This window comes from Flavobacterium plurextorum (assembly GCF_002217395.1).
Classification (GTDB): domain Bacteria; phylum Bacteroidota; class Bacteroidia; order Flavobacteriales; family Flavobacteriaceae; genus Flavobacterium; species Flavobacterium plurextorum.
This window is the reverse complement of sequence record NZ_MUHD01000003.1, coordinates 166,153-191,294: the sequence shown is the minus strand read 5'-3', so window position 1 is coordinate 191,294 and position 25,142 is coordinate 166,153. Positions and strand designations below refer to the sequence as shown.

15 protein-coding genes are annotated in these 25,142 nt (G+C 35.1%); 8 read left to right on the top strand and 7 right to left on the bottom strand.

Annotated features, from left to right (window positions below):
- The first annotated feature begins 27 nt into the window (after positions 1-27).
- Genes B0A81_RS01760 through B0A81_RS01740 form a run of 5 tightly spaced genes read left to right on the top strand, consistent with a single transcriptional unit; the run spans position 28 to position 4,180 of the window.
- Positions 28-1,035, top strand: coding sequence for a nitrous oxide reductase accessory protein NosL (locus tag B0A81_RS01760; RefSeq protein WP_089056410.1), 1,008 nt, complete (start codon positions 28-30; stop codon positions 1,033-1,035).
- A gap of 33 nt (positions 1,036-1,068) precedes the next feature.
- The gene (locus B0A81_RS01755; RefSeq protein WP_089056409.1) at positions 1,069-2,301 is read left to right on the top strand and encodes a nitrous oxide reductase family maturation protein NosD; all 1,233 of its coding nucleotides are present in this window, start codon (positions 1,069-1,071) and stop codon (positions 2,299-2,301) included.
- Positions 2,298-3,020: an ABC transporter ATP-binding protein gene (locus B0A81_RS01750; protein ID WP_089056408.1), complete on the top strand. Its 723-nt coding sequence runs from the start codon at positions 2,298-2,300 to the stop codon at positions 3,018-3,020. The genes B0A81_RS01755 and B0A81_RS01750 overlap by 4 nt, the downstream gene beginning before the upstream one ends.
- Entirely contained in the window at positions 3,004-3,771 is a 768-nt protein-coding gene (locus B0A81_RS01745; protein ID WP_089056407.1) for an ABC transporter permease subunit, read from the top strand. Before B0A81_RS01750 ends, B0A81_RS01745 begins: the two co-directional genes overlap by 17 nt.
- 37 nt (positions 3,772-3,808) lie before the next feature.
- Positions 3,809-4,180 (top strand): group III truncated hemoglobin, encoded by a 372-nt coding sequence (locus B0A81_RS01740; protein WP_089056406.1) that lies wholly within the window; start codon positions 3,809-3,811, stop codon positions 4,178-4,180.
- 152 nt (positions 4,181-4,332) lie between these two features.
- Here B0A81_RS01740 and B0A81_RS01735 read toward each other — a convergent pair whose 3' ends face one another.
- Positions 4,333-4,929, bottom strand: a complete 597-nt coding sequence (locus tag B0A81_RS01735) for a Crp/Fnr family transcriptional regulator (protein ID WP_089056405.1) — start codon at positions 4,927-4,929, stop codon at positions 4,333-4,335.
- 548 nt (positions 4,930-5,477) lie between these two features.
- Between B0A81_RS01735 and B0A81_RS01730 the strand changes: the two genes are divergently transcribed.
- The gene (locus B0A81_RS01730) at positions 5,478-7,292 is read left to right on the top strand and encodes a type VI secretion system Vgr family protein (protein ID WP_089056404.1); all 1,815 of its coding nucleotides are present in this window, start codon (positions 5,478-5,480) and stop codon (positions 7,290-7,292) included.
- A 45-nt stretch (positions 7,293-7,337) separates the two neighbouring features.
- Entirely contained in the window at positions 7,338-8,315 is a 978-nt protein-coding gene (locus tag B0A81_RS01725) for a hypothetical protein (protein ID WP_089056403.1), read from the top strand.
- A gap of 761 nt (positions 8,316-9,076) precedes the next feature.
- Here the strand turns inward: B0A81_RS01725 and B0A81_RS01715 are convergent.
- Genes B0A81_RS01715 through B0A81_RS01705 form a run of 3 tightly spaced genes read right to left on the bottom strand, consistent with a single transcriptional unit; the run spans position 9,077 to position 11,127 of the window.
- Complete coding sequence (locus tag B0A81_RS01715) at positions 9,077-10,306, bottom strand: MFS transporter (protein WP_089056401.1); 1,230 nt, start codon at positions 10,304-10,306, stop codon at positions 9,077-9,079.
- A 5-nt stretch (positions 10,307-10,311) separates the two neighbouring features.
- A complete protein-coding gene (locus B0A81_RS01710; RefSeq protein ID WP_089056400.1) occupies positions 10,312-10,521 on the bottom strand; it encodes a hypothetical protein in 210 nt (69 codons plus the stop codon).
- 12 nt (positions 10,522-10,533) lie between these two features.
- Positions 10,534-11,127, bottom strand: a complete 594-nt coding sequence (locus B0A81_RS01705; RefSeq protein ID WP_208861296.1) for a TetR/AcrR family transcriptional regulator — start codon at positions 11,125-11,127, stop codon at positions 10,534-10,536.
- Positions 11,128-11,353: 226 nt separating this feature from the next.
- Between B0A81_RS01705 and B0A81_RS01700 the strand changes: the two genes are divergently transcribed.
- Complete coding sequence (locus B0A81_RS01700; protein WP_089056399.1) at positions 11,354-11,755, top strand: DoxX family protein; 402 nt, start codon at positions 11,354-11,356, stop codon at positions 11,753-11,755.
- A 90-nt stretch (positions 11,756-11,845) separates the two neighbouring features.
- Here B0A81_RS01700 and B0A81_RS01695 read toward each other — a convergent pair whose 3' ends face one another.
- Genes B0A81_RS01695 through B0A81_RS01685 form a run of 3 tightly spaced genes read right to left on the bottom strand, consistent with a single transcriptional unit; the run spans position 11,846 to position 24,694 of the window.
- Positions 11,846-13,774 (bottom strand): OmpA family protein, encoded by a 1,929-nt coding sequence (locus tag B0A81_RS01695; protein ID WP_089056398.1) that lies wholly within the window; start codon positions 13,772-13,774, stop codon positions 11,846-11,848.
- An 11-nt stretch (positions 13,775-13,785) separates the two neighbouring features.
- Positions 13,786-14,709: a PorP/SprF family type IX secretion system membrane protein gene (locus B0A81_RS01690; protein ID WP_089056397.1), complete on the bottom strand. Its 924-nt coding sequence runs from the start codon at positions 14,707-14,709 to the stop codon at positions 13,786-13,788.
- A gap of 28 nt (positions 14,710-14,737) precedes the next feature.
- Positions 14,738-24,694, bottom strand: a complete 9,957-nt coding sequence (locus tag B0A81_RS01685; protein ID WP_244281219.1) for a PKD domain-containing protein — start codon at positions 24,692-24,694, stop codon at positions 14,738-14,740.
- Between the last annotated feature and the right edge of the window lie 448 nt (positions 24,695-25,142).

Here is a 25,142-nt window from a genome sequence, read left to right as displayed (position 1 = left end):
TTGTTCCCTTTTTTATTTTGAATTATTATGAGAAATAATACACTTTCAAGATTTTCTAAAATAGTACTCTTGTTATCAGGATTACTGTTTATTGGATCCATTTTTGTGCCCATGTGGAAAATTGAATTAACTGCACCTCAATATCCTGAAGGATTGGTTTTAAAACTTCATGCTTCTAAAATTGCGGGTGATGTAGAGATTATAAATGGGCTTAATCATTACATTGGAATGAAAACCCTGCACTCCGAGGATTTTATTGAGTTTACAATTCTTCCTATCATTTTAGGCTTTTTTGGTGTTATCGCTTTGGGCTGTATATTTTATAAAAACGAAAAGATTTTATATACACTCTTTGGTTCGTTTGTTCTTTTTGGAATTGCTGCAGGTCTTGATTTTTACCGATGGAATTATGAGTATGGTCATAATTTAGATCCAAATGCTGCAATACGCGTACCCGGAATGGCATATCAACCACCTGTTTTAGGTTATAAACAACTGCTTAATTTTGGTGCATACTCTATACCAGATATTGGCGGATGGATGTTGATTACTGCTGGAGTTTTGCTTTTTCTTGCTGTGCTAAAACAAAAGAAAATGTTTTTTTTCAAAACAAAAACAGTATTGAGTATCGCAATATTGGCCGTTTTATTTTCTTCATGTGCAAATGATAAACCAGTTCCAATTAAACTGAATACGGACAATTGCGATTTTTGTAAAATGGGAATTACAGATGGAAAACATGGTGCCGAGATTATTACTGAAAAAGGCCGAGCCTATAAATTTGATGATATTGCTTGTATGGTTAATTATACGAAGGAAAATCCAGAACTAAAAGTTAAGGGATACTACGTTCATGATTACACTTTAGAAAATGAATTGATTCCTGCCGAAAAAGCTTTCTATGTCTCTGGAGGCGCAATTAAAAGTCCAATGAATGGAAACATTGCTGCATTTACTAATAAAAGTCAAGCAAAAGCATTCGAAGCAGAATCCCAAGGACAAGAAAAAGAATGGAGCACTTTTATTGAAAAATAAGGGAACAACAACTCAAAACACAATTAAAATAATATGAAATTATTTCTCTGTCTTTTTCTATCACTGTTTTATTTAAATCTGCAGTCACAGACTATTGAGGTTGGAAAAAACAAGGTAATAAAAAGTATAAAAAAAGCTATTGATCTGGCAAACCCTGGCGATACAATCTTGGTTTATAAAGGAGTGTATCGCGAGGGAAATATCGAGATCAATAAAAGAATTGTGCTGCAAGGAAAGGATTTTCCAATTCTTGATGGACAAAGAAAATATGAAGTGGTTTCTATCAAAGCTGATAGTGTTGTTGTATCTGGTTTTAAAGTAATTGATTCTGGTTACGGTTCGCTGAACGATCCTTGCGGAATTAAAATTTACGACAAAATTGGTGTAACGGTAAAGAATAATATACTTGAAAATAATTTTTTTGGCATCTACGCTCAAAAAGGGAGCAGCTGTGTAATTGAAAATAACACGATAAAAGCGCATCAAAAAGAAGAACAACGTATAGGAAACGGAATTCATTGTTGGAAAAGCGATAGTATGAAGATTATCGGAAACAGAATTTCCGGGCATCGCGACGGTATTTATTTTGAGTTTGTTTCGAATTCAATTATCTGGAGAAACATTTCTAAAGGAAATATTCGATACGGACTGCATTTTATGTTTTCTAATGACGATTCGTACATCTCAAATGTATTTAAAAACAATGGGGCAGGAGTGGCAGTAATGTTTACCAAAAATGTAAAAATGTTTAACAATTATTTTGAAGAAAACTGGGGAGACGCCGCCTATGGTTTACTGTTGAAAGAGATTGCAGACAGCTATATTATAGGAAACAAATTTATACGTAATACTTCTGGAATCTATATGGAAGGAACGAGCAGAGTAATGCTTAATCATAACATATTTAAAGACAATGGCTGGGGAATGAAGATTCAGGCAAGTTGTATGGATAACGAAATCTCATTCAATAACTTTCTTGCCAATACTTTTGATATCAGTACCAACGGCAGTCTCGTTTTAAATCATTTCAATAGTAATTATTGGGATAAGTATGAGGGATATGATCTTAATAAAGATGGAGTTGGTGATGTGCCTTTTCATCCATTGAGTCTTTTTGCTGTTCTTACCGAGAATAATCCTTCGGCAATGCTTTTATTCAGGAGTTTTATGATTACGCTGCTAGACAAATCAGAGAAAGTACTGCCAAGTATTACGCCTGATAATTTTATTGATGAAACCCCATTTATGAAATCTCTCATTTTATGATTACTATAAAAAATATAAGCAAAAAGTTTGGAAAACTTCAAGTGTTAGAAAATGTAAACCTTGAATTTAAAAAGGGAGAATGCATTGCATTGATTGGTCCTAACGGATGCGGAAAAACAACTCTCATTAAATCTATTCTTGGAATGGTACTTCCTGATAACGGTGATATTTTGTTTAATGAAAATTCTATTTTAAAAGAGTTTAATTACAGAAATAAAATCGGGTATATGCCGCAGATTGGGAGATATCCTGATAATATGGAAATAGGCCAGATAATCAGTATTATTAAAGAAATTAGAAATTCAAAAACAGTTTTAGACGAAGATTTGATAAAAGCCTTTAATCTTGACAAAATGTATGCTAAACAAATGCGCACGCTTTCTGGCGGAACAACGCAAAAGGTAAGTGCAGCACTGGCTTTTCTTTTTAATCCTGATGTTCTTATACTTGATGAGCCTACAGCAGGATTAGATCCATTAGCGTCTGAAATTCTCAAAGAAAAGATTCTAAAAGAACGTGACGCTGGAAAATTAATTTTAATAACATCACATTTATTAAGTGAACTCGATGATATGATCACTCAGATTATTTTCATGCAGGATGGAAAAGTACATTTTCATAAAACCATCAGCGATTTACTTGAATACACAGGCGAAAGCAAAATCTCAAAAGCCATAGCCGCAATCTTAAAAGAGAAACATCATGAACAGAATAATTAAAATTGTTTTACTAGATATACTTAAAAATAAGATTGTTGTTAGTTACACCATTATTTTAGCGTTACTTTCTTGGGGATCATTCGGATTAGAAGACAATTCAGCCAAAGGACTGCTTACTATATTGAATGTAATTTTGTTTACAGTACCTTTAGTATCGATATTATTTTCTACGATTTATCTTTATAATAGTGCCGAATTTATTGAACTTTTACTGAGTCAGCCTTTAAAGAGAAAAAAAATCTGGATTAGTTTATTTGCAGGTCTTTCGATTGCAATGGTTACCGCATTTTTTCTTGGAGCTGGAATTCCGCTTTTAATTAATGCACCAGGTATAGTTGGATTTATGATGCTTTTGGTGGGTTGTCTCATTTCAGTAGTTTTTGTCTCATTGGCTTTTTTGAGCTGTATTTATGCAAGAGACAAAGCAAAAGGAATTGGAGTTGCTATAATGTTCTGGCTTTATTTTGCCATGCTTTTTGATGCCGTAGTATTGTTTTTGCTTTTTCAGTTTTCCGAATATCCTATTGAGAAAGCTATGGTAGGTGTAACCGCATTGAGTCCTATAGATTTGGCACGTATTCAAATATTACTGCATCTCGATCAATCGGCAATGATGGGATATACAGGAGCCATTTTTAAAGATTTTTTTGGAACAACAATTGGACTGATACTATCGTTTTTATTATTGCTGCTTTGGATAGGAATTCCGTTTTTTATTTCTCTTAAAAAGTTTAATAAAAAAGATTTGTAAAAGTATTTTGAACACAAATGAAGAAACAAATAGAAAGATGAAAACAGATATTAAGGGAAAAGACGATATTATAATACTGGTAGATGCTTTTTATCTAAAAATTAGAACTGATCCTACGATTGGTTATTTATTTACTGAAGTAGCTGCTGTGAACTGGGAAAAACATCTTCCGATAATGTATGATTTTTGGGATAATATTCTTTTTCATACAGGAAACTTTGATGGAAACCCAATGATGAAACACCGAATGTTAAATCAGAAGAGCCTTTTGACCGAGGCACATTTTAAACACTGGACGAAATTGTGGAAAAAAACGGTCGATGATTTGTTTGAAGGAGAAAAAGCTAGAGAAATTAAAATTAGAGCTGACAATATCTCAAAAGCAATGATGAATAAAGTAATAAGTTAAAAAAGCGGGAACTTTTGTAGTTCCCGCTTTTTTACTTTAAAACGTTATGAAGTTTGAATTAATAATTTATCATTTAACCTTTCCTCAAAGGACGTGAATATTTGGAGCATAGATTATGATTTGAGTCATACAGCAACAATTTTTTAGACGTTCTAGTAGAATAATTTGTGATCAATGATTTCAATTTTTTTGTTCTTTTTCATGAAAGTCAAAGTTCTAATTACGGTTTCAACTCTTAATCCGGTAAAATCAGCAATTTCTTGGCGGGTATAAGGAATTTTTATTTTTTGATTCACTTTTGTGCAATGCTGTCTTTTAAAATTATCCAAAAAATATTGTATGCGATGTTCCGGCTTATGATTGATTATGTTTTTTGAGAAGACAATTTTATTATAAATTCTTGAGGCAAATAGTTTTAGTATTTTCTTTTGCGCTTCAGGATTTTCTTCCAGAAAAGAAAAGAAATTAACTCTAGAAAGTTTTAAAATGACACAATCTGTTTGCGCTAAAGCTGATGCAGGATATGGCTCACCAATAATTAGCGGCGGTTCTCCAAAACTGTCACCTTCTTTAAATACACCAATAGTTAGATCTTTGCCGTCTTCGTTAGTATAACTCATTTTCACCGTTCCTTCTAAAATTTGAAAAAATGATAAAGCAGGATCATTTTCATAAAAAATGATGGCATTTTTTGGAACCTTTTTGGCAACTGCTCCCCAAGTATACAGCAAATCAGTATCAATGTGCATTTTTATCAATATTTACTTTATTAATAAACGATGCGTGATTATCTGTTTTTTTAATTCTATGCTTACTACTCTTATACATTATGCGGTGGTTGGTTTGTGGTATTTGTTGAGTCACACAAAGGAATGAATTTATTAAAATTCAAAACATGATAATTGTTAGTTTCTTAAAGTAATTGATAGCGTGAAAATATTTGTAATTTGTTAATTATTAGTTTTTTATGTAAAGTCAGTTATACTGGGTTTTCTTTGAATTGGAGGAACATTAAAAACATTTTTTCGGAGTACTTTCTGTCTTTTAAAATACAAAAAAGATCTTATTTTTAGGTTTACCGCCTACAAACAAATAAAAAACTCCTACAAATAATGCAGGAGTTCTTGATATTAATTTGCATTTACACAATTGGTATTTTATATGATTGTGTCCTATTCTGTTATTCTTTTGCCTTTTACGGGCGTTTATTAGTTTGTTAGAACTTTATATTTATTTAATCGATTTCGTTTCAAAACGAATCAACCATTTAAATAGCTAACCTCTATTCTAACTAATTATGGCACATTTCTCAGATCAAGTTCATATTTCAATAAGTTCCTTTGAAAAAAATGTTATTTATTACGATTTGCAGCTTTCACAAAAAATGGCAGATCATCATCATTTTTCATTTGTCTGGCAATATACAGGTAAAGCAGTTATAAATCCCGTTGATCAGGCGCAAGCCATGCGAAAATACATTGGTGATGAAGTTATTTTTACTTTCAAAAGTCTGACTGGAATCAGGCTGATGAGTAAAGGAATCATTACTGAGGTCGCTTCAATAGACAAGCACGGCAGTGCCGTTGGTCTGCATATTACAGGAATAAGCCACAGCAAAGTAATTGACGATGTGCCAAAATCCAGAACTTATCTAGAAAGAGGAATGGATGATATTGTTGTAGATCTATTATCAGAAGGGCCAACAGAATTTTATCAGAGAGATGCTATTAGATCTACTTATCTGAAAGAATTCAATTATATGGCGCAGTACAATGAGACCAATTTTGAATTTCTTAAAAGACTGGCAGCCCGATATGGACAATGGTTTTATTTTGACGGAATGCGCATGCAGTTCGGACAACTTAAAAACTCCAAGGTTAAACTCATCAACGGAGCGTCCATGCATAGTTTTAAGATACAAGCCAATATGATTGCGCATAACATTTCATTAGCAGGTTATGATTATAAAAATGCAGCAGGCATTCGTGACGCATCAGAAAGAACCGCTACAGGTAGTAAAGACAGTTTTGCTTCTATTGTAGGATTTAACCAAAGCACCGTAACACAAGGCGAATTGAGTGTTGGAGCATACACCAACAATGCACAAAATAAAGAAGAAATACAAGAAATGATCACACTGCAGACAGCAGGAAGTGATGCAAACAGTGTGTACTACAGCGGAATCTCTTATTTTCCTTTAGGATTAGGACAGACTTTTATCATTGTAAACCAAACCATAGAACACCATTTAGTTTGTATAGAAGCCATACACCACTCAGAAGTACATGGTAATTATACCTGCGAGTTCAAAGCAATTCCAGACGATGTTTCGGCACCACATTATACCAATACAAAAGTTTTTGCAAAAGCAGAAACACAACCAGCCAAAATAAGAGACAACAACGATCCCGAGGGACTTGGGCGAGTAAAAGTAGAATTTTACTGGGCATCAGGAACCAAAACAAGCCAGTGGATTAGAATGATTCAGCCACATACTGGAGCAGGAAAAGGATTTTACTTTATTCCTGAAATTGGCGAGGAAGTTTTAGTAGGTTTTGAAGGTGGAAATGCACAAGATCCTTATGTTATGGGGGCGCATTATAACGGGCAGGCGAAAAGCGGTTATGCTACTGAAAAGAATGATTTAAAAGTAATACAAACCCGAAGCGGAAACAGAATTATTTCTGATGATGCTACTGGTGACATAACAATTGAAAGCCAAAAAGGACAGACAATAGCAGTGATTCATGGAGACGGAAACATTAGGTTTAAAGCTCCAAAAAATATCGAATTAGATGCAGGAGAAGATGTTATCATTAGAGCAGGAAGAAGTATTACATCTACCGCAGAACAAGATATTACAGAAAGTGCGGGAGTCAATAAATCTACAACAGTTGGAATGATGCAAACCACTAAAGTAGGTGGAGACAGTATGCTGCACATAAAAGGAAAAGCACACGAACAGATTGATGGAGATTTTCATTCAGAAGCTAAACAAGATCGAAATGTAATAAGTCATACTGAGATTGTTTCTCATAGTGATAAAAATGTAGAGTTTCATTCAAAAAATGATATTAAAAATAATAGCACTGAGAATACCACGCAAAATTAGAAAAGAGTAATTGATTGGAATTCAGATGATTGTATAAATAAAATTATGTCTAGAACACGAATTGTAAAAGGAAAAATAACTGAAATAACAGGAGGAACTTTAAGATATTTTGGTAACAGTATTAAAATTAATGCTGGTGGGAGTATTGATTATTATGCTCCGAAATATACATATGGAGATCCCGAGGATCCACCAGAAAATAAAATGCTTGAGCGTATTATTAGTGTAAATGGGCATTTTTACAATAAAGAAGGAACTTTTGAAGGAAAAATAAATGAACCTGATTTTGAAGGAAGTGTGGAGGATGTTTATGTGTGTGATGGAAAAACGATGCAAAAAGATAAAAATGGAGATAATTTCACTACATATAATAATACAGAGTCGCTGAAAATTAAAAATAATGTGTTTCTTAGAATAGCTGGTTTAGCTTATTCGGAATCGGGCTTTTCATTAGATGTTATAAAAGCTATACCATTTATAATTATGAATCATCATAAACAATTAACTAATTCTAATGTTTCTAAATATAGAAATAATTGGAGCTTGAATAGTACTTTAATTAAAATGAGAAACAAATGGGATGATATTACTTATGCCCATACATTCCATTACGGAGCACAAGGAAATCCTGCATTTCGAAATTTCTTAAATATTGAATTGAATGAAATTATTGATTTTGACAAAAATTCCGAGGGTAGAAATAATAATGTAAAAATGAAAAGTTCTATTGAATATACTATAAAGGCAGTGAAATACTTCAATAATGAATATCTAGATGAAGATTATTCAGATGGAGGTATCGGTTGGCAAGGAGCCGATATCTGTACTAATGAAAATTGGAAAGAATGGCTTTTTATACACCCAGATCATAAAAAAAATGCTTTTAAAAATTGGTCAAACTATAATATTCTTGAGAAATCAATTTTTGAATCAGTTTCAGTATCCAAAGGAGATTTTGGAACAACCATTATTTATAAATCAACAGAATTTAGTTTTAAGAATAGTTCAACAGGTAAATTATGAGAATAGCAACGTTTTTTTTCTGTCTTTTTTTTAACATAATAGTTGCGCAGAATAATACATCTAATTTTATTAAAAAGGAAATAGAATCATGTAGAATACCAATTAATGATTCTTTAAGTGTCTATTATATTCACGAGAATCTGTATAACAATGAGATAGTTTTTTTTCTTAAAACTGAAAATGTAATTGCCTCAAAGTGCCATAAACAGGCACTAACAAAAAAGTTAATTGAAAAATTAGAATTTTCTCAAAATGTACTAATAGAGATAAATAATTATAATGTTAAAAATATCGTTATCGAGGATTTTACAAATCTAATCCCTAATAAGATTATAGCATCAAAGAAATTAAATTATACGAGTATTATAATTGAAATAAATAGTTTTTCATATTCGACAATAGGCAATGGGTATATTTATATATGTTTTAAAGTTGATCAGAAGGGAAAGGTAATTAAGAAAAAAATATTTGAATCAAAACTGTCTCTAAAAACAAACAAGTACAAGAAAATCTTCTAAAGCCTATTCCTTTTTATTTGGTGTGAACATTTCTCTCGTGCAATATTCCGTTGGATTGAAATTAAAGTGTGTTCACGAACGAAGCGCTCTGACAGGTAAAGTGTTATTCTTTTAAAAAATAGGAAAAGATGTAAGTTATTGTTATAAAAAACTACAAACAAATAAAAAACTCCTACAAATAATGCAGGAGTTTAAAGTTTTTAGTTGAGGTTTTATTTTGCTTAAAAAAAGCTTAGAACTGTATCATTTTTTGTATACAATTTTACTTACGCGAGAGACTAAATAAATGCTTACAAGCATAATAACAGAAGCAACCATTGCTAAAGTATCATAATGTTCCAGCGGTGCATAATTGTCTTTTTGAACAATGATTAATCCAGCGATCATAGCACCAAAACCTCCTGCCATTTGTTGTAAAGAAGAGTTAATACTCATAAAAGCTCCTCGATCCTGCGGTTCTGGTATTGCTGAGGTTAATGTTGTTGAAGGCACCATTCTGCTCATGATTGCCATCATCATTAAAATGTTGGTAACTAATACAATCCAAAATGGAGTAGCGGCAAAATGTGCATAAACATTCATTACAATTATAGCAAACAAAGTGGCAAAAGCAAAAAGTTTGAATTTGCTGAATTTATCACTTAGTTTCCCTGCAATAGGCATGGTAATTAGTGTTGCAACACCAGTAATCATAAAAAGTAAAGGTAACTCATCATTAGTTACTTTTAGGTTGTTTATGGCAAAGGCACTTCCAAATGGCATCATCATAAAACCACCAATAGAGAGAAGGGCAGTAGACAAGAAACCAACTTGATAGTGTGGTTTTGAAATAGTATGCCACAAGTGCTGAATTGGTGTTTTTTCTTGTTTTAAACTTAAATGCTCAACAATTGGCTGCAGTTTAAAGGATAAAACCAAAGTTATAATTGCGGCCATAGCGGCAATCCATAAAAAAGGTACGTGCCAGCCCCAAGCATTAGCAATGTACAGACCAATAGGAATTCCTAAAACTTGACTTACTCCAAATCCCATTTGTATAAATCCCATTACTTTTCCTCTTTGCTGCAGGTTGAATAAATCGGCAACAATAGCCATAGAAATAGAACCAATTACACCGCCAAAAATACCGGTAAAAATACGAGCGGCGACAAGTAAAATAAAGGTTGGTGCTATAGCACAAAATATAGTTCCTATTGTAAAGCCAATATAGAAGAAAAGTAAAAGTTTTTTTCGGTCAAATTTATCAGCGAAACCTGCTGTTAAAAGTCCTGAAATTCCAGCACTAAAGGCGTAAGCCGAAACGGCGATGCCAAATTGTGATGCCGTAATTTTTAATGTTTTCATCATAATATCTCCAAGTGGCGACATTACCATAAAATCAAGCACAACTGTAAATTGTGTTAAGGCTAATAGAAATATGACAAGTTTTTGATAGCCATTAAAACCTGTTTTGAGTGTTTGTTTTTCGTTCATATATTTTAAAGTTCTTTGCAGTCAAAGTCAAGAAAATTCAACATTTCGATTATTTGACCAGCGTTTAGATTTTTACTTATAATTCTAAGTACACAATCAATATCTTCTTGATCGATACTCCATTGCAGGATAGATTTGTTTGTATTGAAGAATGCTGCAATTTTATTTTTGCTAGTTTCTGTTTTTATATTAGTAGCAAATATCATGACATTCATAGCTGTTAATTTTTAAGGGGTTAGTGCTTTGATTACTAAACGTAATGCTTCTTTTTGTACATCATCGGTTAATTTAAACGGAGTGGTTCCGCCCAATCCTTTTCCTTTTTCATGAAAACGCAGTAAATTGTATAAAGGTCCGTAAGCGATACTCCAAAAGACTTCTTTTGAAACTGGTACAATTTCTTTTCTCTCGATGGCGCCATTTAGAAACTTTGTCATAATTTCTTTTAGCTCCATCAAACTTTCATTTACTATAAAATCGCCGTAGTTTGAGTTTTGAAGAATTTCCCAGCAAACTAGTTTATCAGTGTTGTTCATCATAAATGAAGACCGATTTTCCCATTGCTTAGCGAGACCTACTGTAAAAGGCATATCTGGAGTGAAATCTTTTAAAGAACTTTTAAAAAAGAATGTTCCCATCTCAATTCCTATTTTTTTTATGAGATCCTCCTTATCTGCATAATAAATGTAAAGGGTTGCGACAGAGATACCGCATTCTTTTGCCAAACGATTCATTGCAAAGCCTTCAATGCCATACTTTACAATCATTTCTATCGTTTTTTGCTTAACTAATTCTTCTTTATTACTATCTCTAGTTCTCAAATGAATGGATGTTTAAATTGAAAACAAAGATATAATAATAAGTGAACGTTTGCTTATTTATGATAAAAAAAAATTACTAGACTTTCGATAAAACAAAAAACAGATTTTTTTTGACAGATTTAGATTGTATGTTTTTTTTGCTATTTTTACTACCAGCAGTTATCGTGCAAAATGAAAAAGTTTGCACATAGAACTGGTTTGTCTGACTAAATTTAATTCTTAAAAAATGAAAAAAAACAATGATTTTGGCCTGTTGATACTTCGTATTACAATTGGATTATTAATGCTTTTGCATGGTTTTGCAAAATTTAATGGAGGTTTAGAATTTATATCAGGTATGCTTGTCGAAAAAGGTCTTCCAGGTTTCTTATCGTATGGTGTATTAGTGGGAGAAATTCTAGCGCCAATTGCAATAATAATTGGTTTTAGAACTAGAATTGCGGCATTAATCTATGCTTTTAATTGTTTTGTTGCTGCATTAATGGCTCATAGCGCGGATATATTTAAAATGAGTGATCACGGAGGCTGGGCTTTAGAATTACTTGGTCTTTACTTTTTTACTGCACTTGTTTTGTTTTTTACAGGAGGAGGGAAGTACAGCTTTTCTAAGAATAATAATTGGGATTAAATATAATTTTGATAAAAGCTCAAATAAAAAAAAACGGTTTATGACCGTTTTTTTTTTATTCAAAATTGTAGTTTTAGACTTTTACAAATATTACATTTTTGTAATAATGAATTCGCTTCGTCTGTTCATTTGATGTTGTGCTTCGGTGCAGGGAACGCCGTTTGAGCAATTATTGATAAGCTGGGTTTCGCCGTAGCCAATTGCGCTTTCAATTCGTTCAGGGGCAATTCCTTGGGATATTATATAATCTCTTGTTGCTTTGGCTCTTCGATCAGATAATTCAAGATTGTATTGATCATCGGCTCTTGAATCTGTATGAGATTCAATTTTTATAATTACGGTTGGATATTGATTCATTAATAAAACAACTTTATTAAGTTCTATTGCCGCATCGTATCGTATATCTGATTTGTTGAGGTCGAAGAAAATAATTCCGATTTTGATTTTTAAAATTCCGTCTTTACGTTCTATAAGAGTTGGATCAAGTCCAATTGGCACTTCGGTTATTGCAGAATTCTCGGCAGTAACGATTGCTTTTGATAAGGTTGTAAAATTATCTTTAGCAGCTTCTACAGCGTAAGGTGTATTGCAATTGATGTTTTCTTCAAACTCAAATTTTCCATCTATTCTAGAAACGGTTTGCTGTAATTGCTGGTTTTCATTGTTTTTGAGTGTAACTATAGCACCTGGAATTTTTTTATTCGAAATGGCATCAAAAACATAACCTTCAATAGATTGTGTACAGCTTCTTTCGAACGAATAAATATCATCATCGCCTTTTCCTGTTTTTCTGTTTGAGCATACAAAACCTTTGTTAGTTTCTTCATTTACAATATATCCAAAATCATCTAAACTGCTGTTTAAAGGCGCGCCAAGATTAACTGGTGAATCGAAAACTTCATTATTTAATCGGCTTTCAAAAACGTCAAGACCTCCTAAACCTAAAAAACCATCTGAGGCAAAGTACAGCGCTTTGTCTGTTATAAACGGAAACATTTCTCGTCCGCTTGTATTTATTTTTTCGCCTAAGTTTTTAGGATTTGAATATTGGTCTTCGCCCAAAATGTCTACCATAAAAATATCTGTAGAACCAATTGTTCCCGGCATATCAGAAACAAAATACAGTTTTTTACCGTCTTTGCTTACAGTTGGCTGTCCAACAGAATAGCTGTCACTGTTAAACGGAAGTTCTTTTACATTTTCCCATCGAACAGTACCATTGCTGTTTTCTACTGCTTTGGCAGTGTATAATTTTAAATTATTAACGCCTTTGTCGTCTCTCTTAAGTTTGCCGTTGTAATTGTTTCTAGTAAAATAGATTGTTTTTTCATCGGGTGAAAAAGCGACACAAGCTTCGTGATATTGGGTTGTAATTTCTTTTGCAAAACGTTCTTTAAAAGTTACGTTTGTTTGTGTCGGGCTTATTTTTCCGAGCTGCATATTTAAATACGGCTGATCGTTCCATCCATATTTTGCTGTTTTTAAATAAGAGGAATCTACTGTTGTTGAGTAAACTAAGTCGCCTTTGTAAAACATTGGACCAAAATCGGAATAAGCCGAATTGATTTCTAAATTCTCTAGGATAAACTGCGGTTTTATTTTCTTTATATCTTCGAGAGTTACTGTTTTTAGAGAGAAGTTTTGAGCTCTAGAATCAGATGATTTTTGTTTCTCGGAGAAATTTTTTATCCATTTTTTTGCCAGATCATAATTCTTGATTCCCTGCAAAGATTGTGCATAGCGAAAGTAATATTCTGCTGAAACTTCGGCAGAATAATCAGCAAGCAGTTTGCTGTACCATTTGCTGGCATCTTGCATTTGGGTATTAAAATAGTGCGCATCTCCTAAACGCTGCAAAATTTCTTTTGAATTATCGCCATTTTTTACGGACAGTTCATATGATTTTGCGGCATCTATATAATACATTTTATCAAAAAGAGCATCGGCAGTTTTGTTCTTTGTTTGCGAATTAACCATTTGGATGATTAGCAGGGCGAGTATAATAATTCTTTTTTCCATAGCTGCTAGTATTAAAAGAATCTAGGAGATTTTAATCCCTTTTTGCGTGATACTAATTCAAATCGAAGCATAATTTCGTGTGTGCCGCTATTGTAGTTTTGTAATTCGGTAGTAGTATAATCATAAGCGTAGCCTACAAGAAATTGCGGTGTGATTTGTAACGATGCGAGAGCACTTACAGAATCTCCTGTTCTATAAGAAACGCCAAGTGTTACGCAGTTATTAAACATGAAATTAGCTGAGAAATCGGCAATTAATGGAGCTCCCGCTACATATTTTACCATTGCGGCTGGTTTAAACTTGGTGTGAGCTGAAAGATCAAAAACAATTCCACCAATAAGATAAAGATGCATTCGTTCATTGACTAGATCATCGGCAATATCATCATAATTGTATCGTTCTCTGGTCATAAAATTTGGAATAGCCAATCCGATATAATCTCTTTCGCCATGCCAATATAATCCCGCACCAACTACTGGAAGGAATTTATTGGTGATGTTTTCACGAAACTGTACATCTGGATCTCTATAACTTCCTTTTGTCCAGTCAATATTTATTACTCTTCCGCCGCCTTTAATTCCAAAAGACAATTTATGGGTTTGTCCTGATGGAATGGTGTAAGAGAAGTTAGCATCTAGATATTGCTCTTCTGAAGGGCCTATTTCTTCACTTACTACAGATAAACCTAAACCCACGTTTTTTCCAAGAGGAGTATCGAGCGTAAAAGATTGCGTGTTTGGCGCTCCTTCAAGTCCAACCCATTGTGTTCTATATATACCAGTTATAGCTAAATGCCCTAATGAGCCGGCATACGCAGAGTTAACACTAAGCGTATTATACATATACTGTGTGTATTGGGGATCTTGCTGAGCTATCGCACCAAATACAGAAAGCATTGTAAGGATCGTGAAAATCTTTTTTATACTTTTAATCATAGCCAATTCTATTTTGGTTATTGCTATTTTATTTTAAATAAAGCCATCCAGATGTTTTTGGAGAACCATTTCCTAGATCAAGAATGTAGAAATAGGTACCTTCTGGAAGTGTTTTTGCAGAGCCGTCTGCCTTGCCGTCCCAAGTGTTATTGTACCCTTTCTTGTAATACACTAAATTACCCCAGCGATTAAATATCTCGAGCTGATTGTCTGGATATTGTGAGATACAGTCGATGTAGAAAGTATCATTTTGTCCGTCATCATTTGGAGAAAATTCATTGAAAATTTTCAAACAATTTGGAGCAACAGTTGCGCTGTCTTGGTTATTTGACGAGTTGCTGTCTATTTGATCCATTTTAACAAAATGAGCCGTGTTTAAATAGTCATTAAAATCAACCACTTTTGCCGTAATAGTCAAAGTTTGAGAACCTTTTACAGCTACAGACGGAATTGTCCAAGTTCCTGTTGTACTGTTGTATACTCCAGCTGATACAGTGAATGTATCTAGTTTATAACCTTTAGGAAGTACATCTTGAACTTCGACATTTGTAGCAGTTAGGTTTCCAAGATTTTCTGCTGTAATAGTAAAGGTTACGGTGCTGTACATTGGCACATCTGTTTTGTCAACCTCTTTGTTTATAGCAATATCTGTTGATGAAATGTTGATGAATTCTGAGTCTTCATCATCTTCACTTTGATCACCATTATCGTTATTTGGTTTACTGTCTGGATCGTATTGATCACTTGCCGTTACTTGGGCAATATTTAAATAATCGTAACCTTCAAGACCATGCGGACTCGCAACTGTAACTTGATAAGTCAAAGTAATACCTCCAACGGGAACAGTTAAATTGGCCCATTTTATAGTGTTGGCTCTAAATAATCCACCGTTTGAGATATTAGTAATATTTCGATAGCCTAGTGGAATTATATCATCAACGGCAACTCCTGTTGCTTGACTTGGTCCTTCGTTGTTAAGCTTTAATGTAAAGGTTATTATCTCATCTACATTTGGATTTTTATTGCTTACTGTTTTATCTAAGCTTAAATCAGCGATTGAAACATTGATTTGAATGCTGTCATAGTCGTCTTCTGTTTTAACTCCGTTATTTGGTGTTGAATCAGGATCAGGCATATTACTGGCTGTAATTTCTGTTTCATTAGTATATTCATTAGCTGCACCTGTCGGCGGATTTACTTTGGCATAAATATCCAAAGTTTGAGTTTCTCCATTAATAACGGTTCCAGTAGTCCAGATTCCCGTAGCATAATTATAAATTCCGCTTGTTGCCGAATTGGTTAGATAAGTAAATCCAGCAGGAAGTAAGTCTTTTACTTTCACACCGCTTGCATCACCCGGACCGTCATTTTTTACTGTAATATTAAAAATAACTGTCGAACCAATTTCATACCTTGTATTACCTGTTTGCGTAGTTTTACTGATCGATAAATCGGCCATAAGAACTGAAGGAGTTACAAGCGCAGTTGCATAATCATCTTCAGTAGTCACTCCGTTATTTGGAGTTGAATTAGGATCAGGCATGTTGCTCGCCGTTACTTCGGCAATATTGAGATAATTTCCTGCAGCGTTTACTATAGCGGTGATTTGCAATGTATGTGAATCTCCATTTACAAAAGAGCCGATATTCCAGATTCCTGAATTTTTATTATAGGATCCTTTTGTAGCGGTAAAACTGCTAAAAGTATAACCTGGCGGAAGTAAATCTTTGACCTGCACTCCCGATGTATTTTGCGGGCCGCTGTTGGTTACAACAATTTCAAAGGTAACTTGCGCTCCAATTAATGGTGTTGGATTATTAACTGTTTTGGTCAAGGATAGATTTGCCGACACATTTGTTGGAGTAGTAGTTGCTGTCGCATAATCATCTTCAGTTGATATTCCATTATTTGGTGTTGAATCAGGATCCTTAAGATCTGCTGCAATTACCTCCGCAACATTAGTATAGTCTCCATTAGGATTTACTGTTGCCATTATCTCTAAGGTTTCAGATTTTCCATTAACCAAACCGCCTACAGTCCAAACGCCAGTTGTAGAATCATAAGTTCCTGTAGAGATCGAATAACCATTAAAAGTATATCCGTTTGGAAGCAAATCTCGAACCTTAACGCCAGTATTATCTAATGGACCGTTATTGCTGATAATAATTTCGAAAATAACCTGAGAACCCACTAAAGGAGCGGCATTGTTTACTTTTTTTGTCAGCGATAAGTCAGAGTCAGTTCCTCTTAATATCGGTACTGTAAATGCACTATCATAATCATCTTCTGATGTTACTCCATTGTTTGGAGTTGAATCAGGATCTGGAAGATCTGCTGCTGTAATTTCGGCAGAATTCAGATAATTTCCAGTTGGATTTATGATTGCAGTTATTTGTAAAGTTTCCGATTTTCCGTTATTCAAGTTCCCTATGTTCCATATTCCTGTGGTCGGATTATAAGTTCCAGTTGAAACAGTGAAACTACTGTATGTATATCCAGAAGGCAATAAATCAGTTACCTGAACACCAGTATTATCTTGTGGTCCGCTATTGGTTACTACAATTTCAAAAGTATCTATTGTGCCAACCAGCGGAGTGGCATTATTTACTATTTTGGATAATGACAAATCTGAAGATTTTTTTATTGGAGTTGTTGTTGCTGTCGCATAATCATCTTCTGTTGTAACACCATTATTAGGTGTGGAGTCTGGATCAGGGACGTCACTTGCTGTAACTTCGGCAACATTTAAATAGTCTCCTGAGTCGTTTACAGTTGCTGTTACTTGCAGCGTTTCTGATTTACCATTTATTAGATTACCCACAGTCCATAATCCTGTAAGCGAATCATAAGTTCCAGTTGTAATTGTATAGGAGTTATAGGTATAACCTGAAGGCAGTAAATCTTTGACTTTAACACCAGTATTGTCTTTTGGACCATTGTTGGTAATTACTACTTCAAAAGTTACTTGAGAGCCAACTAATGGTGTTGGATTATTGACTTTTTTGGTCAAAGATAGATCTGAAACTGCAGCTTGTTGTATTGGAACTATTAATGCTGTGCCATAATCATCTTCAGTTGTTACTCCATTATTAGGTGTTGAATCAGGATCTGGAAGATCTGCAGCAGTTACTTCAGCGATATTGGTGAAATCTCCTGTAGGATTTACAGTTGCAATAATCTGCAGTGTTTCTGATTTTCCATTTATCAAATTACCTACAGTCCATATACCAGTTGTTGCATTGTAAGTTCCTGTTGAAATTGTATATCCATTTAAGATATATCCAGAAGGTAATAAATCTTTTACTTGAACTCCTGTATTATCTTGCGGACCATTGTTTGTCACAATGATTTCGAAAGTTGCTAATGTACCTACCAACGGAGTAGTATTGTTAACAGTTTTAGTTAATGACAAGTCAGAAGATTGATATATTGGAACTGTAGTTGCTGTCGAATAATCATCTTCGGTAGTATTTCCATTGTTTGGAGTAGAATCTGGATCAGGAAGATCTGCTGCTGTTATCTCGGTACTATTAGTATAATTGCCAGATGCATTTACTCGAGCTGTGATTTGCAGTGTTTCAAATTTTCCATTAACTAAATTACCTACAGTCCAAACTCCTGTAGTTGGATCATAAGCTCCAGTTGAGAGTGTGAAATTGTTGTATGTATATCCAGAAGGCAATAAATCAGTTACTTCGACACCAGTATTATCTTGTGGTCCTCCATTAGTAACGATAACCGTAAAAGTGACTAAAGAACCAACAGTAGGAGTGGTATTGCTTACCGTTTTTGAAATAGATAAATCAGATACAGCTGTTACTGGAGTTGTTGAAATTTCGGCATAATCATCTTCTGTAGTCACATTGTTATTTGGAGTAGAATCTGGATCGGGAAGGTCACTGGCAGTTACCTCAGCAGAATTAAGATAAACTCCTGTTGGGTTTACGACTGCAGTAACTTGAAGAGTTTCAAATTTTCCATTTACTAAATTTCCAACAATCCATATACCTGTTGCTGAATCATATGTTCCAGTAGATACTGTAAACGAGTCATAGGTGTATCCTGATGGAAGCTTATCAGTTACTTGTACGCCGGTAGTATCATTTGGCCCATTATTGGTTACTATAATTTCAAAAGTAACTTTGGAGCCTATTAAAGGTGATGATCTGTTTACGGATTTAGTAATTGATAAATCTGCTGTTGGCTGAATAGGAGTAACTATTACATTGGCTTCATCATCTTCGCTTTGATCTCCATCATCGTTATTTGGCGTACTATCAGGATCAGGCAGACTGCTGGCTGTTACTTGAGCAATATTTTTATAAACTCCTGTTGGCAGTACTTTGGCATCAATAATAAGTGATTCTGCAACTCCTTTATCAACAGTACCAACATTCCATATACCGGTAGTATTGTTATAAAGCCCAGCAGAGGAACTATAATTTACAAATTCATATCCTGTTGGAAGTAAATCTTTAACCTCAATTCCAGTTGCACTATTTGGTCCGTCATTTTGTATTATTAGTTCAAATGAAATCTGACTTCCTACTACTGGACTAGTATTTCCTGCAACAACTTTTTTGACCAATGATAAATCTGCCGAAGGCCCAATATAGATAATTTCAGCATTAGCTTCATCATCTTCGCTTTGATCACCGTCATCATTATTTGGTGTACTGTCAGGATCGGGTAAATCACTGGCGGTTATTTGAGCTACATTTTTATAACTTCCTAACGGATTTACAAATGCACTAAAAGTTAAATTGGTATTAGCACCATTTGCCAATGCTATATTTTTCCATTCAAGCGTAGCTGTCGCCACTTGATAGGTTCCTCCAATTGATACAGAGCCAGGAATCAATGTATAACCTACTGGAATAACATCTTGTACAGCTATTCCTGTAGCGTTTCCAGGGCCTTTATTGATTACATTAAGAGTAAAATCTACTTGTTGACCTGACGCTGCAGATGTTGGTGTAACACTTTTAGTAAGCTCTAAATCTGCTGATTTAAGCGTAATATTTGCACTTGCCATATCATCTTCAGGAAGACCATTTCCAGGTGTACTGTCTGGGTCAACTTGACGTGCAGTTTGTATTTCTGCCGTATTTTTGTAATTAGCTGCTGTTGCAACATTGACCTTTGCCGTAATCTGTAATGTGATTGAATTTCCATTGTTCAGATTACCTATATTCCAAATACCAGTAGTACTGTTATATTTACCAGAACCATTGTCGCTGACATACGTATAACCCGGAGGAAGTTTGTCTGAAACCGTTACTCCTGTGGCGTTATTAGGACCGCTGTTAGTTGCTCTAATTGTAAAGATTACATTGTCATTTATACTAACAGAAGTTGGAGAAACTGTTTTTTGAAGTGATAAATCGGCAACGTCTATTGAGACAGAAACACTATCCTGATCATCTTCGGTTTCTATTTGATTGTTTGGCGTACTGTCAGGGTCAAATTGATTAGATTCTACAATTTCAGCTTTATTTAATGTACTTCCAACGGCATTAATAGTAGCTTTGAATGTTAAGTTTAGCCTTCCTCCGTTAGGAATTGTAAGATTGTACCAAGTCAACGTATTATCTCCTACATTATACTGTCCTGATAAATTGGCTGATCCCGGCACTATGGTAAAACCAGTAGGAAGATAATCTCTTACAGCTACACCAGTTGCGGTTACCGTTCCTCCAAGTGAATTGTTATTAAAAATCTGGATCGTAAAGGTTACTACATCTCCCGCACTTCCGTGAGTAGGAGACACAGATTTTGTTAGTTCAAGATCTGAAACAGCAAGTATTGTAAGGGTCATAACATCAGAAGAAACAGCACAATTTCCGTTGCTCACCGTCCATTGAAGTTGATAAGTACCAGAAATTGTACCACTAACAGCCGTTGTTGGCGATGTGCTGTCAACAAAACCTAAAGTACTTGGTCCTGATATTTGAGTCCATACTCCTGTGCCTACTGTTGGAGGTAAAGCGTTCATGTTTACGGGAGAAAATTGTGGGATTATCTGATTTGGTCCAGCATCAGCAGTTGAAGGCTGGTCGTAAATCGTAACGATAACTGAATCTTGAGAAATACAACCATTATTATTTAATGTTGTCACCGTCCACAAAAACTCATAAGTTCCGGGCTGCAGTCCAAGCATTATAGAATTAGGATCATTTGGAGCACCAATATTGGCAGCAGGTCCCGACACCTTAGTCCAAGTACCAATACCAGAAGTTACAGGAACTGCCGCCATAGTAGCTGAATCAGCATTACATAATTCTTGATCTGGGCCTGCATCTGCTTTTGAAGGCGGTATGTCATTAAAGGTTATTGATACTGTATCGACAGAAGGCTGACATGATGAAGGATCAGTAAAAGAACCATTTGTAACCGTCCATCTTAATATATAAGTTCCCAGAACGGTAACATTTGATAAGGTTGTGGTAGGACTGTTTGGGTTATCGATTACAGCTGTACTTCCAGCTGGAACCGTGTCAAAAGTCCATGTTCCAATACCAACTGCAGGCGGTACAGCAGCAGTTTTATATGTGGTTTGACAAGCTGCAGTATCATTTGGTCCTGCATCTGCAATACTAGGCGGGGCATTCATTTCGATACGAACTATATCAGAAAGTGTTCGACAAGATGCACTTTCAAAAACCCATTCTAAAATGTAAAGTCCAGGAACGGTTAAGTTTAATAGATTACTTTTTGGTGCTGACGGTGTTTCAATAACAGCAACACTTCCTGTTGGCTGATAAACAAATTTCCATTGGGCTTTTGTAACATCGGGAGGAGGTGTGTTTCCATCTAAAATGGTTTTACCTCCAACATCAGCAATACAAAGATTTTGATCGGCTCCTGCATTAGGATCAACACTTGCACCGTTAAATACATCTATATTTATTTGATCTGATGATCCAGGACAAACTGGATTGACAGAAGAAGATATGGTATAGGTAAAAACATATGTGTTTCCAGGAACTACTGTAGCATTTGCAATATAACTGTTTGGAGGCGATTGGGTAATAACAACATCATTAACACTTCCGGAAGTAGTAGTAAGTGTCCAAGTTCCAGTAGAGTTTTCGTTTCCTATAAGCTGTATACTGGTTACATCACAATATGTTTTATCAGGACCTGCATTGGCTGCCGGCGAAACAGTTACGATCATGTCATCAAATGTTGGCGGACATAAAAACACGCTTTTTGAATTAATTGTCCATCTAAAAGTATAAGTTCCTTTTACAAGTCCGTTAATAACCGTATTAGGATTAGATGGATCAACAATATTAGGCTGATTTGGCGCTCCAGTTAGCACAGACCATTGACCTTCTTCAAAAAAACTGTCGTAGGCATTTCCAGCCATTGTTACGCTGGTATTATTACAAACATTTTGATCTGGTCCTGCGGCGGCAACGTGTGGTGGAATTCCAACAGTTAAGTTGATATCATCAAAAGCTTCACCGCAAATATTTGCATTTACAGTCCATCTAAAAATATAGTAGCCACTAAATGTAAACGTAAAAACAGCATTTGGGTCAGTGGGATCACTAATAGTATAATTACCCGCTCCAGATATCCTTGTCCAGTTTCCAGTGGCACCACTGCTTACCGTGGCAGCCATAGTTATTACACTACCGCAGATTTCTTGATCAGGACCAGCATTTGCAGCTGGTGGTGTGCCTGCAATAGTTACTTTTACACTGCTCGTACTTGGTATGCATATTCTTGATTTATTTACTATTGCCCAGGTAAAAGTATAAGTTCCATCTGTAGGAACTGTAACCAAAGTATTAGGATCATTTACATCAGCGATTACAACTCCTGCAGAAGGAGTGACCGTCCATGTCCCAAAATCTGAACCTTCGGGTGTATTTCCGCTTAAGTTAAAAGTATTGGTTCCATTAGGATAGCAAGTATCTGGTCCAGCGTCAGAACTCGTTGGAGCAATATTGTTGGTAGTGTATATCAGCACATTATCAGAAACGGAGGCACTACAAGCTGGTCCAGGATGCAGATAAGAAATCGTCCATTTTAACTCATAAGTAGCATTTGAGGTCAAAAATCCTGAAGCAATTGCATTAGGATCATGTATATTAGAGAATGTTATTGTATCTGGTCCAGAGACTTGACTCCATCCACCTATTTCTCCGCTTTCTGCGGGTTTCGCTGTAAGCGGTACATCAGTTTTTGTACAAACCACGTGATCGGGACCTGCATCGGTATTGCTTAACGTACTTCCAGAGACATATATAGTGACAGTCGAAACTGAGAATCCGCAGGTAGCACCGCCGCCTTTTGTTATATATTGAAAAATATAGGTACCGGGAATAAGGCCGCTTACTTGCGTGTCTGTTGCAAAAACATCTGCAATTATAGCTTCATTTGGACCATTTAACTGACTCCAAAAATGCAAGCCATCGTCAGTCACAACACCAGAAAGCATTGTGGTGGTATCGCCGCAAGGTAAACTTACATCAGATCCGGCATTAGAAGGTATTGGAGCACCAGAAACAAGAATGTTTAAAGTATCAAAACCATAATCGCATCCAACATTTAGTGAGCCATTTTCACTTCTAACGAACTCTACAACATAATCTCCCGGAGCCGTAAGGGTTAAGGTTAGTGAATTACCAACATTTTGCAGTGTAGTAGGGAAAGGCGCTAAAGGAGAATTATCAGGTCCATGCGTAATTCTATATTGATTTACTCCTGTACCAGTTACGGTAAGCGGAATTGTAAAAACAGTTGCATTACAGCTTCCTACGATATCCCTGCCATTGTTCGCAACAATAGTTCTTGTGGCACCATTATACTGAACATTATAATCTTTAGTAAAAACACAACCGGTATTAGCATTGGTAAGAGTATATCTAAACTTATAAGGATCTCCCGAATCAGAAATACCTGTAACTAATGTAGTTGGATTTGTTGGTGAAACAATTACAGCACCAGGACCGCCTGCAATTTGTGTCCATTGTACCGTTTCGCCTGCATACAAAGGGGTTTGTGCAATCAGGGTAACCTGAGTGATAGTATTGTCACAAAAGAATATATTTTCATCGCCGCCTGGTAATGTTGTTACATCTTGGGTTGCCGGTGGTACAATAATTGAAACTAAATCATTTCCAGAAGCACAAGGTCCTGTTACTGTCCATCTAAAAGTATAAGTACCTTCAGTTAGATTAGAAATTTGAGTAGTATTTGATGTGGGGCTGCTGATTGTTGGTGTATTTGGGCCGCTTACGAATGTCCATAATCCGCCTTGTCCATTTAATCCGCATCCGCCATATGTACCACTTAAATTGGTACTTTGAGTAGTAGTATAACAATTGCTTAATGTTTGGTCTGGTCCTGCCGAAATAGGCTTAACACCGCCATAGTTGGTTACGGTAATTTGTGAGGTAGTTCTGCAACGAATTCCAGGAGCAAGTTCTGGACCTTCAATGACCCATTGTAAGGTAGTTACCCCGCAGCTTGTTGCAGGCAGATTTATGGTCGAAGTAGGTAAATCGGGAAAATTGATTACAACACCTGCATTATTATTGCCTACAATTTCCCAGTAACCATTTTCTCCTGTATTCTGAGGTGTGTTTGCCGTAATAGTTAATGTTCCTGCACTGTTAGGGCAGCTTGCTACGTCTCCGCCAGCTTGTGCTCGAGTGATAGGAGCAACATTAACGACCTTATCTTGATAGGTTGAGATACCATCTCCGCAGACTGCGCTGTATCTAAAAACATAAGTATTTCCTCCTGTATAACCAGATACAGTAGTACTCGTATTTTCTGGAGAGTTTATAACAACCGCAGGGCCTGAAATTTGAGACCACATAACAGTACCTATAATTGGTGAAGGTGTGCTTCCTTCTAAAACTAATGCATCAGTTTCACAAATTGTGACATTTAAAACTCCAGCGTTAACGGTACAGTTTTGAGCGTATGAATTTATAGTGTGAGAAAGAACTATAAATAATGCCAAAATGAGTTTTTTGAAATACTTCTTAGTTTGTAAAGATTGTCCCATAGGCTTCGAGATTGCAAAGTGGATACGAACAATTTATAACCACATTAAATTAAAATTTATGCTGTTCGTTAGTTTCGAAAAGGAATGATTGGTATTTGTAAACAGAGGGTACTCAAATTTATGAAAAGTTAGCTTTAAGAGGCTTTTTTATATGTTGCAAGTTAGAATTTGCAACAAGAAAACAGAATCATTTAAGTTTTATAAAAGATTATTTTGAGTGTAAATACTTACGATTAATACAATTTTGTGTTTTGTAACGTGTTGATATTGTGATATTTGGTATTTTGTGTTTTTAGAGTTAGATATAAAGCTGCTTTATCAATCGATTTGTCGTAAATATTTGATTAAAGTTTTTTTCTTGAATTAAGAAACTGGTTGCATATTATAATTTGAAACGTTGTTG

Excerpts from the sequence above, each read along its gene's own strand:
- B0A81_RS01735 (WP_089056405.1), bottom strand. The coding sequence starts at position 4,929 with ATGCACATTGATACTGATTTGCTGTATACTTGGGGAGCAGTTGCCAAA.
- B0A81_RS01695 (WP_089056398.1), bottom strand. The coding sequence starts at position 13,774 with ATGGAAAAAAGAATTATTATACTCGCCCTGCTAATCATCCAAATGGTT.
- B0A81_RS01715 (WP_089056401.1), bottom strand. The coding sequence starts at position 10,306 with ATGAACGAAAAACAAACACTCAAAACAGGTTTTAATGGCTATCAAAAA.
- B0A81_RS01750 (WP_089056408.1), top strand. The coding sequence starts at position 2,298 with ATGATTACTATAAAAAATATAAGCAAAAAGTTTGGAAAACTTCAAGTG.
- B0A81_RS01745 (WP_089056407.1), top strand. The coding sequence starts at position 3,004 with ATGAACAGAATAATTAAAATTGTTTTACTAGATATACTTAAAAATAAG.
- B0A81_RS01740 (WP_089056406.1), top strand. The coding sequence starts at position 3,809 with ATGAAAACAGATATTAAGGGAAAAGACGATATTATAATACTGGTAGAT.
- B0A81_RS01690 (WP_089056397.1), bottom strand. The coding sequence starts at position 14,709 with ATGATTAAAAGTATAAAAAAGATTTTCACGATCCTTACAATGCTTTCT.
- B0A81_RS01730 (WP_089056404.1), top strand. The coding sequence starts at position 5,478 with ATGGCACATTTCTCAGATCAAGTTCATATTTCAATAAGTTCCTTTGAA.
- B0A81_RS01700 (WP_089056399.1), top strand. The coding sequence starts at position 11,354 with ATGAAAAAAAACAATGATTTTGGCCTGTTGATACTTCGTATTACAATT.
- B0A81_RS01725 (WP_089056403.1), top strand. The coding sequence starts at position 7,338 with ATGTCTAGAACACGAATTGTAAAAGGAAAAATAACTGAAATAACAGGA.
- B0A81_RS01755 (WP_089056409.1), top strand. The coding sequence starts at position 1,069 with ATGAAATTATTTCTCTGTCTTTTTCTATCACTGTTTTATTTAAATCTG.
- B0A81_RS01710 (WP_089056400.1), bottom strand. The coding sequence starts at position 10,521 with ATGAATGTCATGATATTTGCTACTAATATAAAAACAGAAACTAGCAAA.
- B0A81_RS01760 (WP_089056410.1), top strand. The coding sequence starts at position 28 with ATGAGAAATAATACACTTTCAAGATTTTCTAAAATAGTACTCTTGTTA.